The sequence below is a fragment of the Undibacterium sp. TC9W genome (assembly GCF_049339865.1).
GTDB lineage: Bacteria > Pseudomonadota > Gammaproteobacteria > Burkholderiales > Burkholderiaceae_D > Undibacterium.
Window position 1 is genome coordinate 54,044 of the sequence record NZ_JBMPPJ010000012.1, and the last position, 12,653, is coordinate 66,696.

The 12,653-nt window shown below is 51.0% G+C and carries 14 protein-coding genes; 6 read left to right on the plus strand and 8 right to left on the minus strand.

From position 1 onward, the window contains the following. Positions 1-164: 164 nt before the first annotated feature. On the plus strand, positions 165-362 hold the full coding sequence (locus tag ACO0LN_RS17700; RefSeq protein ID WP_422976016.1) for a hypothetical protein: 198 nt from the start codon (positions 165-167) through the stop codon (positions 360-362). Positions 363-399: 37 nt separating this feature from the next. Here ACO0LN_RS17700 and ACO0LN_RS17705 read toward each other — a convergent pair whose 3' ends face one another. The 5 genes from ACO0LN_RS17705 to ACO0LN_RS17725 all read right to left on the minus strand — a co-directional run bounded on the left by ACO0LN_RS17705 (position 400) and on the right by ACO0LN_RS17725 (position 5,450). Beyond that, positions 400-1,155: a hypothetical protein gene (locus tag ACO0LN_RS17705; protein ID WP_422976017.1), complete on the minus strand. Its 756-nt coding sequence runs from the start codon at positions 1,153-1,155 to the stop codon at positions 400-402. 23 nt (positions 1,156-1,178) lie between these two features. Next, on the minus strand, positions 1,179-2,018 hold the full coding sequence (locus ACO0LN_RS17710) for a MipA/OmpV family protein (protein ID WP_422976019.1): 840 nt from the start codon (positions 2,016-2,018) through the stop codon (positions 1,179-1,181). A gap of 148 nt (positions 2,019-2,166) precedes the next feature. Continuing rightward, positions 2,167-3,294 carry a glycosyltransferase family 4 protein gene (locus ACO0LN_RS17715; protein ID WP_422976021.1) on the minus strand — a complete coding sequence of 376 codons (1,128 nt, stop codon included), beginning with the start codon at positions 3,292-3,294 and terminating at the stop codon, positions 2,167-2,169. Positions 3,295-3,401: 107 nt separating this feature from the next. Further along, on the minus strand, positions 3,402-4,760 hold the full coding sequence (locus tag ACO0LN_RS17720; RefSeq protein ID WP_422976023.1) for an ATP-binding protein: 1,359 nt from the start codon (positions 4,758-4,760) through the stop codon (positions 3,402-3,404). A gap of 3 nt (positions 4,761-4,763) precedes the next feature. Further along, complete coding sequence (locus ACO0LN_RS17725; protein ID WP_304941433.1) at positions 4,764-5,450, minus strand: response regulator transcription factor; 687 nt, start codon at positions 5,448-5,450, stop codon at positions 4,764-4,766. Positions 5,451-5,690: 240 nt separating this feature from the next. On the opposite strand from ACO0LN_RS17725, the gene ACO0LN_RS17730 reads away from it, so the two are divergent. Together ACO0LN_RS17730 and ACO0LN_RS17735 are read left to right on the plus strand one after the other, a co-directional pair. After that, entirely contained in the window at positions 5,691-6,407 is a 717-nt protein-coding gene (locus ACO0LN_RS17730) for a hypothetical protein (protein WP_422976025.1), read from the plus strand. Positions 6,408-6,489: 82 nt separating this feature from the next. Continuing rightward, positions 6,490-7,176, plus strand: a complete 687-nt coding sequence (locus tag ACO0LN_RS17735) for a GNAT family N-acetyltransferase (protein WP_422976027.1) — start codon at positions 6,490-6,492, stop codon at positions 7,174-7,176. Between the two features lie 16 nt (positions 7,177-7,192). Here ACO0LN_RS17735 and ACO0LN_RS17740 read toward each other — a convergent pair whose 3' ends face one another. Continuing rightward, a complete protein-coding gene (locus tag ACO0LN_RS17740) occupies positions 7,193-8,137 on the minus strand; it encodes an exopolyphosphatase (protein ID WP_422976029.1) in 945 nt (314 codons plus the stop codon). Positions 8,138-8,552: 415 nt separating this feature from the next. Here ACO0LN_RS17740 and ACO0LN_RS17745 point away from each other — a divergent pair, with 415 nt between their 5' ends. The 3 genes from ACO0LN_RS17745 to ACO0LN_RS17755 all read left to right on the plus strand — a co-directional run bounded on the left by ACO0LN_RS17745 (position 8,553) and on the right by ACO0LN_RS17755 (position 10,137). After that, positions 8,553-8,957: a DUF4260 domain-containing protein gene (locus tag ACO0LN_RS17745; RefSeq protein ID WP_422976031.1), complete on the plus strand. Its 405-nt coding sequence runs from the start codon at positions 8,553-8,555 to the stop codon at positions 8,955-8,957. A gap of 202 nt (positions 8,958-9,159) precedes the next feature. Beyond that, positions 9,160-9,573: an ester cyclase gene (locus tag ACO0LN_RS17750; RefSeq protein ID WP_422976033.1), complete on the plus strand. Its 414-nt coding sequence runs from the start codon at positions 9,160-9,162 to the stop codon at positions 9,571-9,573. Between the two features lie 99 nt (positions 9,574-9,672). Continuing rightward, positions 9,673-10,137, plus strand: a complete 465-nt coding sequence (locus tag ACO0LN_RS17755) for a MarR family winged helix-turn-helix transcriptional regulator (RefSeq protein ID WP_422976035.1) — start codon at positions 9,673-9,675, stop codon at positions 10,135-10,137. A 150-nt stretch (positions 10,138-10,287) separates the two neighbouring features. On the opposite strand, the gene ACO0LN_RS17760 is transcribed toward ACO0LN_RS17755, so the two are convergent. Then, entirely contained in the window at positions 10,288-11,601 is a 1,314-nt protein-coding gene (locus ACO0LN_RS17760) for a hypothetical protein (RefSeq protein ID WP_422976037.1), read from the minus strand. Continuing rightward, positions 11,598-12,653: an SCO family protein gene (locus ACO0LN_RS17765; protein ID WP_422976039.1), complete on the minus strand. Its 1,056-nt coding sequence runs from the start codon at positions 12,651-12,653 to the stop codon at positions 11,598-11,600. Before ACO0LN_RS17765 ends, ACO0LN_RS17760 begins: the two co-directional genes overlap by 4 nt.

Below are 12,653 nucleotides of genomic sequence, written 5' to 3' on the forward strand. Positions count from 1 at the left end.
AATGTTTGCTCAAGTTATTGCTCATTACAGTTTTCAAATAAGCAACATTCTTATCAATTCTTACAAATTATTTTTTGAAACATCAGCAACAGAGTCTTACACTTGAATTGTCAACGCAAACGCCCTGTCAAGCATTACAACTGGAGTACTAACAGGAGTACATCATGCGAAGAAACATTCTTGGACTGGCTATCATACTTACAGGCGCGCTGGGTTTGTCTGGCTGCGTCGTAGCTCCGGCACAAAACTATGGGTATGGTTATGGTTATGGGCCACGGGTCTATGTCAGCCCTCCGCCCGTTGTAATACAGAGCGGCCCTCACTGGGGTGGCGGTGGCGGCAGGCACTGGCGTCGCTGGTAGGACGCAAGCTGTATTAATGCATTAATCAGTAGTTAATTCATTCAAAGACTGGTGCAATTGCCACAGGTGGCTGTTGCGCCAGTAGCTGCCCTTTTTCTGGCGCGTCTGCAAAACGTAAGGTCACGGTTTTATAGGCCTTGTTGCTTTCGTCAGGGAATGCGCTATTCTCTTGCCAAGTCATTGCATGCACAGACATGTCCGCACTCCTGAGCCTGATGCTTGCCTGAGCGGTATTCTTCAAATAAGAAAATCTCACGCCGACACAGGATTTGCTTGCAGTTTTGGCATCCCCCATGTTTTTCAGATAAGTCAGTGCCTGCTCACATGCCTGGCGTAATTCGGCAACTTCATAAATACCATCAGCCCTGGCAATAATCGATATCCGGCTTTGAAAATTGACTTGCCCGGAAGCCTGGCTCAACACCAGCTCGGCATTTTCATCATAGGCAGACTTCAGCAAGGGAAAACTGGCACGGCCAACTGCATCCAGTGGCAAATTCAAGCGCATGTTTTTGCTGACAAGATGCAATTGCAGATTGTCTGGCAAAGGATTGCCATTTTTTGCGCTCACCTGGAAATGGCTCTGGATCAGGTTCTTGGGCTTGCCATACTTCTCAAACTGTATCATCAGGCGGTAAGCACTGCGATAGCTGATCCATTCAGTCTCGGCCTGGCTTTCTGCCACCTGTGCAGCCGCAGGCTTCGTAACAGGCGTCGCGCTATTCATTTGCGCAAAAGCCTGTACTGAAGCTAACTGCATCAGGACAAAAATGGAGGCGTACTTATTGATCATGCTTTAGTAAAATTAAAATCGAATTAAAATCGATATGCCAGGCCAGAATACACGGTGACGTAATTCTTCTTGCCTAGCCACAAACTGTCACTGTCGATATCAAACTGATGCACTCCGGTCACATGCGAAGTGATTATCCAGGATGAACTCAACTCCCAGTTCCAGTTCGCACCCAGATAAAAATTCCTGACATTGGCATTGGTATGCACCAAGTCCTTGCCCGACTTTGCGATCATTACCTGACTGCCAGAACCGACAAAATTGTTTCCATCGCCGTTGACAAAGACAGGATAGCCATCTGCGAAATTAGGATCAAACCTTGAGTTGGCGCCATCAAAATAGCGTCTGCTCCAGGCCAGTCCAGAAGAGAAAGCCAGCCCATGATGGGATGCTATCTTGTAATAAGTGCGTGCCTCTACATTCAGGTACGTAGTCTTCTTACCGGCGCCGGTGCCGAATAATAATTTGGACCCCAGACGCAAGTTGCTCATAGGACGGAAGTTAAAAAAACCACCGACTTGAAAACTGCCATCTACATCACCAAACCCGGCCAGCTTGCGCGCAGCTGAGGCACTGCAGCCTCGCTGATAAGACAATAAAGGACCATACTCATAACCACTGGAGCGGCTCAAATGCATGCCGAGATTGGTGTTACGCAAGAACACGCCATTACTCCATTGCATTTGGACATTAGGCATGATGCGGCTAGTCTGCTCACCACCCACTTCACAACTGGGCTCTGAAACCACCCCCAGGCCGACATACATATCCGAACTACCGTCTGGCAACATGCTAGCTGCCGGGGTCTGGGCACAAGCAAGATTGGCGATGCAAAAAAGGGAGGCAAATAGTATAGATTTCATGCTGATCAATTGTAGTCGTGTGTATACCCGGTTTATCGCCAATATCTTCAATATCATCAAAATAGCGAAGCGGCATTACGGGCATAAGGGCGGAAGAAATCCGCATCATAGACACCTCTTTCCAATTTCGCAACATCAACGCCCATGCTCAAGGTTCTCTCGTATTTCCTGATATGACATCCACATACAGACGTACATAGTTTCTAGCCATCATTTCAGATGTGAATATTGTCTGATAACGCTTTTGTGCAAATTGCCCCATTTGCGCTGCCAGCGCGGGTTTATCCCTCAAACGCACCATCGCTGCCCGCAGGGCCGGCACATCATCGGGAGGCACCACTACTCCGGTTTCATCTGCAACATTGACATAAGTTGTCCCAGTTCCTATCTCGCTCGAAATCATGGGCTTTGCATACATCGCCCCTTCAAGCAGCGAAATACCAAAAGCTTCTGAGCGCAAATGCGAGGGAAACACCACTCCATAGCAAACACTGAGCAAGGCAACTTTATCTTCTTCTGGCAAGGCTCCGAGGAAATGCACATTGTCCAAATTCAAATCCCTGGCTTGCTGCTTCAGCGCAGCCTCCTCAGGCCCGTTGCCAACGATCAGCACAGGCATATCTGTACCGGCCACTGCCTCCAGCAAGATATGCAATCCCTTGTAATAGCGCAGCACACCGACGAACAGAAAGAAGCGGTCAGCAAAACGCTGCTGCCATTTGTCGATTAATTCTGGCGATGGCTGCGGATATATATCCTTGTCCAGTCCATAAGTAATCACCTCAGTCTTGTCGCGGTAGCGGTTCAACACCGGGCTGCTGGACAGGTAATTGGGCGACGTGGCAACGATCCTGTCCACATCATTCAAAAACCAGTGGCGCAAAGGCTGATACACTTTTTCCAGTAATTTTTGTCTCACAATATCTGAATGATAGGTCACGATAGTTGGCTTTCTGATTCCGCAAAACAGATGCATCAAATCCATAAAAGGCCAGGGGAAGTGATAGTGAATAATGTCCGCACTATTCGCCAGCTCCCTGAATCGCGAAAGCGCCCGCCAGGAAAACCCGGTGGAAGCAATTTCAAAACTCTGTATTACCCTGTGTACTTTATGCCCTTCCAGCTCCAGTTCCAGATCGCCACGCTTACGTGTCAGGGTCAGCACCTCGGCATCCACACCCAGGCGGGCTGTTCCCACCGCCAGTTGTCGTATTACTTGCTCTATTCCCCCAAACGTATCGGGGTGATAAGTGCGGTAAAAATGCAATACTTTCATGGCGGGCCTTGATCAGGGCAAAACAGAACGCAAATAATTCTGCGACATTGGGCAATGATAGAGAGCAGCAAGGTGCAAGTCTTCCCCAACTTGTCTGGCAAATGTCATCAATTTGTAAGCCCGGAATTTGATGGATTTACTGGTGCCAGATGCTGCAAAACAGGCAAGGAAATAACAAATCTGGCTCCACCATATTGCCCTTCTTGCACCACTATTTCACCGCCATGGGCAGCGATAGCTTTTTTTGCAATAGCCAACCCCAGGCCAAAACCACCAGTACTGCGGTCACGACTGCGGTCCAGCCTGAAAAAGGCGTCAAAAATACGCCCCCTTTCCTCGGCAGGTATGCCGGGGCCATCATCTTCAAGCATGATTTCAAGGCTGCCATCAGCATTCCTGCTGGCATGCAGCCAGATGCATGCAGTGGCGTATTTGGCCGCATTACGCAAGAGATTGCTGATTGCCCGCTTCAACAAGCGCTGATCGCCGCAATAAGTCCCCAGATCGACGGAGAAATCTGTATTGACTACATGTACATCCAGCACATGCTGCAAGCTGGCGACACAACTGGAAAGACTATTGGCAATATCGAATTCACTCCTGTTCAGGCTGGCATCCTGGTCCAGTTTGCCCAGGTCCAGTAACTCACTGACCAGCGCATTGAGCTCACTGATATCGGCTTCCATGGCTTGCATCCGTGGTTCAAGCTGGGGATTTTTGGCGGCGTTTCTCAAGAGCTCCAGTGCAAATTCCAGCCTGGCGATGGGCGTGCGCAATTCATGCGAGACTGAATGCAAGAGATTTTTTTGCGCATCCAGCAGGCTCTCTATACGGGCCGCCATCTGGTTCATGCGCTGTGCCAGCGGGTGTATGCTGTCACGTTCTTTGGTCTGTGCCCTGACCTTCAAATGACCCGCACCAAATTCATCGGCCACTTTTTCCAGCGCCTGCAAACCCCGCCAGTGCGAGCTGGACCAGACTGCAATCGGGATCAACAGGCAGAGTGCCACGATGATGTAGCGCAGCGCCTCGGTCTTGAGAACGGGCGCAACATCAATCGGTAAATTCTGCGCATGGATGACTTCATCATCACTGCCGACGTAACGTTCACCCTTCAAATCAACGCGGCGGTAAAAGGATTTGCTGGCAACATCGATGACCACCTCACCACGCATCAGTTGGGCCCGCCTTGTCTGGTTCAACTTGGCCAGTACCGGCTGCATGGGTATCAAATCCATCCGCGCGCGGGTGATTTCCCTGATCTTGTTAAGGCGTGTCAGCCATTCATTCTGACCTGCCTGATCGACGTACTCCGTCAATAATAAAATCTGTCCTGATGCCTGCTGCTGTGCGACTTCTTCCAGAGGATCACCAAAGAAAATGGTGATGGAAACATAGATGGCAATCGTAGCGACGCTGATGGACAGCATCACCAAAGCAAAAAAGCGCAGGAACAGGCGATTCATCTGCTAGTCCCAGGCAGACGGGCTGAACAGATAGCCCTCTCCCCAGACTGTCTTGATCTTGTCGGCATGCGGGTCATCAAATTTGCGCCGCAGACGGGAAATTTTATTATCGATACTGCGGTCCAAGCCATCAAACTCTATGCCACGCATCTGTATCAAGATATCGTTGCGTGACAAAACCTTGCCTGCAGCCTCGGCCAGCACCAGCAACAATTTATATTCTGCGCTATTGAGTGTGACAGTTTCGTCGCGCCAAAATACCGTGCGGTCACTGCGGCAGACACGAAAGGCACCAAAAACCAGGTCAGCGTTTTCATCTTCAGGCTCATCCTTGACGCGCCTCAGCAAGGCACGCAGGCGAGCCAGCAATATCCTTGGTTGCACAGGTTTGTTGACATAGTCGTCGGCCCCCTGCTCCAGACCCGAAACTTCATCAAAGGCATCTTCACGCGCTGTCAAAATCAGGATAGGCACGGCACTGATGGCCCGCAACTGACGGCAAACCACCATGCCGTCGAGGCCAGGCAACATCAGGTCTAGCACCACAATATCCGGTGATGTTTGTTGAAAATGGCTGAGCGCAGCATCGCCACGGCTGACGATGTCTATTGTAAATTCGTATTCTCTGAGATACTCGGCAACCAGCGCTGCCAGCTTGGCGTCATCTTCCACCAGCATTACACGAAACATATACTTCTCTCCTTTTTGCATTGCCCTCATTTGCCGCATTGTAGTGCGGGCAGCGCGCGATTCTACGCAAATTACCCATACTTGCGACGCCACTTACAATTTTCAGACAATTTCAAGCCAGGCAAGATTTACAAATTAAAGACAATTATCTGACATTTTCAAGAACGACTTTATCCCTGCCGCCCGTTATTCTCTGTCGCCATACCATCCCTAACAGGCAAATCTTTTTTAATCTTGATTATGAAAACATTCACGCATTTTTTCGCAGCGACTGTCGTCACTACCCTGCTGGCTGGCTGTGGCGGCACTACCAATTATATTCCCAAGCCAGTACCAGTCCAGATCAATACCGATTTCAGCAGCGAGCCACCCGGCTGGGCCTTTGGCACCTCTGACTTCAGCAGCGAGACAAAACCAACCGACGTCGTCACCGAATACCGCACCCTGCCCCTGCCTTTTAGCGGCAAGGGCTTGTATACCTTTGGCACCAACCGCAGTGATGACCTGTTCATCTACATCAAGAAAAAATACTCGGGCTTTGCTCCAAATACAGAATACGCCCTGAGCTTTCAGGCCACTATCGTCAGCAATGTGGCCACAGGCTGTTTTGGTGTAGGCGGCTCGCCAGGTGACAGCGTCTGGTTTTTTGGCGGCGCATCACCAACAGAACCTTTGACAGTACAAAAGGGCGATGAGTTCGTCATGAACATAGACCGTGGCGGCCAGTCGGGCTCAGGCAAATTTGCTCAGGTACTGGGTACCATAGGCAATGCCAGCACCGATTGTGGCAAGGCGCCGTATATGGAGAAAAAATTGAGCAACATGACACCGTTGAACGTCAAGACAGAAGCCGATGGCAGCCTGTGGATCTTGTTCGGTCTCGATTCCGGCTTTGAATCGACCAGCCATATCTATTACAAGAGCATCATTGTGAATGCTACGCCAGTCGCAAAATAAACGGCAAACGTGCCGTTTGCCTGTACGCAGGGCAAACTGCACAGTAAAATCATCTCTCGTGAAAACCTCAGATGAATCAGCCATGTCACCAGCTTCACCATCGTCACCGTCATCCACCCCGGAAATATCCGCATCGCCCGGCATCGCCGCCCAGATACAGGCATCTGCCCAACGGGCAGGCATTGCCCAGCGCCTTGCCGACCTCGGGCTGGCAGGCGGGCCCGCTTTTTTAAAACCGCAAAAAATCACCGGCCATAAACTGATCATGCGTAATGCCACCGTGGCAGACGCCAGCTACATCGTTGCCTTGCGTACTGACGAACAAAAATCACGTTTTATCTCCAGCACCTCAGCCGATATCAAACCGCAAGAGCAATGGCTGGAAAAATATGCGCTCGATGACAGGCAAATCTACTTCATCATACAAAACATGCAGGGGGAGAATATAGGTACGGTGCGCCTGTATGATCAGCAGGCAGATTCATTCTGCTGGGGTTCCTGGATCATACAAGCGGGCGCTGCCAGCAGCTGCTCGATAGAATCTGCCCTGATGGTATATCACTATGGACTCGCCCTGGGTTTCCAGAGTGCGCATTTTGATGTCAGAAAAGGCAATGAGTCAGTCTGGAAATTCCATGAACGCTTTGGTGCCATCAAGACAGGCGAGAGCACTGAGGATTTTTATTACCGCATTGCGGCCAGCGCTATCAGCAACTCCCTTAGCAGGTATGCCAAATTCCTGCCCACGGGAATACAGATAGCCTTCTGAAGCAAAAGTACTACTCTCAACCATCCTGATTGATACGGCTTATCAGGGTCGCCAATACCTGTTCGGCCTGTTCATTGGCGACCTGGCAGGTACCCGCATTTTCATGACCACCGCCACCAAATTCCAGCATCAATGGCCCTATATTGGTCTTGGAACTACGGTTCAGGATAGACTTGCCGGTGGCAAACACGGTATTCTGGTTTTTCAAACCCCAGAGCACATGGATGGAAATATTGGTCTCAGGGAACAAAGCATAGATCAGGAAGCGGTTACCGGCGAAGATGGTTTCCTCATTGCGCAAATCAAGTATCACCAGGTTTTTATGCACAGTCGCGCAACGCAGGATTTGCTCCTTGCATTTCTCTTCATGCTCGAAATACAGATCCACCCGTTCCTTCACATCCGGGTCTCGCATGATGTCGGAGATACCCTGGGTTTTGCACAGGTCTATCAGCTTCATCATCAGATTGTAGTTCGATATTCTGAAGTCACGAAAACGCCCCAGGCCAGTACGGGCATCCATGAGGAAATTGAGCAAATCCCAGTCTTGCGGGTGCAAGACTTCCTGGCGATTGAATTGTGCTGAGTCGCCCTTATCGACAGCTGCCATCATGCTGTCCCAGGATGCCGGGAATGCATTGCGGCCGCCATAATAGTCATACACAACCCTGGCTGCGGAAGGTGCATCAGGTGCAATCACATGATTTTTTCTGCCGCCACCCTCCGCATTACGCAGGGTTTCTGACAAATGATGGTCGAAAGCCATATGTATTCCTTCGACATAGGGCAGATTGGTACTGATGTCAGCATCACTGACAGCGATCTTGCCGTCCTGCATGTCTTTGGGATGCACAAACAGGATGTCATCAATCAGATCAAGATGCTTGAGCAAGACAGCACAAACCAGGCCATCAAAGTCGCTGCGCGTAATCAAACGAAATTTTTTGCTATCTGCAGACATGAATACTCCCCCATAAATGGTTTATAAGTGGTTTATTCCTGATACAACAAGCACGGCAAGCGGAAAAAGCCGCTTTTCTGAAAACTATTGCCATCAATTGTTTAATGTAATCACTTTCACTGCGCTTGTCCATGAAATGAGTTCTGGTTTTACTTTCTGGGACCCTCCCCCAAGCTGTGCACAGCAATGCGGCACAGTAGTATTGCCATTTTGTGACGGGATCTGGTTTGCCTGGCTTCCAGTCCGTCAATAAATCCATGCAGCGCCAGGCAGCGCTTGCCATCGCCCTGCTTCTCCAGCATTAGAAAAATGCCTACCAACGCAGCCGGGTAAAAAGTCACGCAAAATCCGACTTGATTTATACAGTTAGACTGTATATAATTTTTTCACCCCACCACCTGTAACAGGAGAATTTATGACAGGCACAGTATCTGGCGGTATACGCACTGTCCTTCGCCTTGAAGGCGTATGCGTACTTTTGGGCAGTCTGATTGCTTACTCAGAATATGGTGCAGGCTGGGGCGTGTTTGCCCTGTTCTTTCTGGCACCCGACTTATCGCTGCTTGCTTACCTGGCTGGCCCCAGAGCAGGTGCACTGATATACAACACTGCACATTCATACGCTGGCGCCACGTTGATGCTGGCGTCCGGGATTTTCTTTTCTGCGCCGTTGGCAATCACCACCGGCATGATATGGATAGCGCATATAGGCTTTGACAGGGCCCTGGGTTACGGCTTGAAGTATTCATCCGGTTTCCGCTTTACCCATCTGGGAGTCATTGGACGAAACTCGGACAGCTCTCAGATAATGACAAAATGAAGATTACTGACAATAGCAAACGGCTTTTTGCCAGACGTATTTCATACAAGAGTAAATAATGCAAAGACGTGCTTTCATAGCGCAGTTCACGATTTTTCTTGCTGTCCCGAATTGCTTACTGTCGGGTAAGGCGGTCGCCACCAGCAAGATATCATCGCCCCAAACACAAAATATAAACTTCAACTATTTACCATCAGATCACATGGATAATCACGCCCGCAAGGAAGTCGTAAAACGCTTCAACAAGGAAGTCATAGAAGAAGGAAACCGTGCGTCTTTCGAAGCGCTCATGAATACCCGCTTCATCAATCATTCAGCCCCACCCGGCACCGCAAATGACGCCGAGGGCATGTGGAACACCTTCCAGCACATGCTCAGGCCCGCACTGAGCGACTTGCAGGTGCAGATACATGATCAATTGTGCGAGGGTGAAAAAGTCACCACGAGAAAAAGCATTACTGGAAAACACACTGGCACCCTGCTGGGTATTGCCGCCACTCGCAAATCCATTTCCATAGACGTCATCGACATCGTCCATGTCCAGGATGGCCGCTACCTTGAACACTGGGGCATCAATACACTGAGTGCCGTACTCGCACAGTTGCGCGCGCACTAGTGCCTCTACATGAGCAGCAATGATGCCGCTTGTTTGCACCCTATAAAACTTGGCGAAACGAGCAATATGCTCCATCATTGCACCAGGAGGAAACCAGCTTTGAAAAAACCAAACGTCACTGACAGCGACCATGAGAATGATCATGAAAGCGTGCAAGCCCTGGCAGAAAATTTGCGAGACACCATAGGCAAATTCGTCCGCGCCGTCCGTAGCCAGGCGGGAACACCGACTACTGCCCAGGGAGAAACACTGGCCTTCCTGGAGCGCAATGGGCCTGCCAGCATTGCCACCCTGGCACAGAACCGGGGTGTCAAACATCAAAGCATGCGCCTGGTCGTTGCCAAACTCGAAGAAAACAGCCTGATTACTCAGACTCCAGATCCTAAAGATGGCCGGAGCCAACTCATTACCCTGACCAGAAAGGGCCAGGCAGAAAATGCCACTGCCCGCAAGGCCCGCACACTTTGGCTAAGCGATGTATTATCTACACGCATGAGTGCCCGTGAACGGGCGCTTCTGGGCGAAGCAATACCCATACTGCAAAAGATCCCTGGCCTCAATTAAGCTTTATTTCCATTGCCTGCGCCGGGGTGGTTTTGATGTTCAATCTTTACTGGCAATACCCAAACTTCCCATACCCCTTGCAATCGGCATCAACAGGTTTTGCATGAATCAGTTGGATCAGCGATTGCAAATATCGGCATGAGTTGATGCTTACCAGCGACGCAGCACTTTGAATATGCCATGTTCCACATCCACGGCGAGTAATTGCCCGCCCCGGCTGCCGTGGTGTTGGCCAGAGTGAAAACTTATTGTGCCAAATCCAGGAATAGTAAAATCTCTGAGCTGGTTCAGTTGTTGCAGCAGCTCTGCACGGCCAAGCTGGCGGCCACTGCGTTTAAGTGTCTCTATCAATACCATACCTGCAGCACAGGCAGCATCGCTATAGGCATCAGCCAGGTCAAATACCGGGCTGCTGGTACGCCATGGTAGCAACAGACGCAGGCGGGCTGCTTGTGCGGGCGACAGTTGCAGGCTGGCGGGACCTGAGTGAATGGCACTCGCATATACCAGGCCTTCACCAGTGGCGGCAAGTACTTCACGCAAGTTGGCGGCGCTACCCAGATAAATCACTGCTTCGCCGGGCTGGCGGACCTTGGCAGACCATATTTGTTCACGCAATGGCTGGTGATTTGCCCGCGCCTGCTCGCGTAATTCCTTGAGCAATGCATGCATGGCGGGATCATTGCCCTGATCATAGATCAGGGTCAGTTGTTGTGTCGCTCTATTGTTGTTAGCTACGCCACGAGCATCCAGCGCAGCCTGCACCAGCAAAGCGCTGGCTTGTTCACGTACTGGCGGCAAGAGGTGGAAGCTATCTTGTGCAGGCGAGTCAGAAAAACTGGCAAGACCTGGTGCAGGTAAGGGGCCGATGACTGCCAGCCTGTTCGCTTCAATCCTGGAATTGGGCGCGGCCTGCGCGCCGCTTTGCAAGCTGGCGACCTCGACAAATACCTGGTCAGGTGCTGGATTGACCAACAGTTCCAGCTTGCGCCCATATACGCCATTAGCGACCTGATCAAAAGCCTTGTTTAAACCTGCCTGTATGGCGGCACCATAGACGTTGTCAGGCAAAAAGACGCCGACACGTAGCACGGTGTCAGTAAGACCGGGCGTGTCCTTGCCGATGACACTCAGGTAAGTGAGCAAATCATCGAGGCCTGCGGCATCGATGTGATAACGGGGCATGAGTGGATGCAAGAGCTGACCATTGCTGCCCACGCCGTCAAGCAAGGCGCGTTGCAGATGCTGGCGGTCTGGCTTGCCTGCCAGAGGTGGGGCTTGCAAGCCACCCTCTTCTTTGCCCTGGCCCTGGTAGCCATGACAGCGCACGCAGGCTGCCTGGCCGTTCCAGCCTTTGTGGTACGTGGCCTGGCCGCGTTGCCATGCTTGATCGTCAGCCCTGGCAAGGTCTGTGCAGAACAGGCCGAGCAAAGCAGCAAGTGCAACCCAAAGCCTTGCCATCATCTTGCGGGCAATAGCTTTCCTACAGCCAGGGCAATATCTTCTGGCCTGGCCGTCGCATAGATTTTTTTCCAGTCGCCGGTCTGTACATTGCCTGCCAATAAAATGCCGCTGTGGGCATCTTTGTCTTCACCACTGCCACCGAGTTTTTTGGCGACCGTGCTGATGTTCTCTGCACTGCCTGTCAAAAACAGCCAGCCTGGGCGCACCTTGAACTTGCTGGCAAAGTCTTTCAAGACCTGTGGGGTATCCGTGTCAGGATCGACGGTGATGCTGACCATTTGCACGCGTGGGTCAAGCAAAGGCTGTACCTTTGCCAGATTGGCAGTCATGGGTGAACAGATGCCTGGGCAGGTCGTGAAGATGAAATTGATGAGTACGACCTTGTCTTTCATGACATCATCAAAAAAATGCACGGTCTTGCCATCTTGTGTTTGCAGTGGCAAATTGGGGAAGTAGCGGTTATTGGCTGACTGCATCGCAGGATCAGGCCCGGCCACCTGTTCTATCGTAGTCTGGATAAGCTTGGCCTCTGGCATGCTGGCGAGTTGTTGCCAGGCCTGTTTTTTTTCATTGATGACCAGCACCAGGCCGCTGTGATTACTGATGTCACCGACACCGGCATTGAGGGAGCGTAATAATTTATAGACGACGGATTTATTACCCGTCAAAAACTGCCAGCCCGGCCCAGCCTCAAATTGTTTGGCAAAGGCTTTCAGACGTGGCGGCTGGTCGGTATTCGGGTCTATGCTGATAGAGATAAAAACCACATCACGCCCTACCCGCGTGCCCAGGTCACGCTGCACCTGGCGCAGGGTGGCGGTCTGTGTGGGGCAGATCATGGTGCAGGACGTGAAGATGAAATTGACGACCGCTGTCTTGCCTTGCACAAGGTCACGGTAGAAGGCGACGTTCTTGCCATCCTGGTTAATGAGCTGAGCTTCAGGTATGGGACGCATGGCTGCTTGTGCAATTGGCATTGCCGCGAACAAGCACATCATGAACAGCAGCGCTTTGTTTGACATCTTCGACATCTCTTTTATGACTTGCTTCAT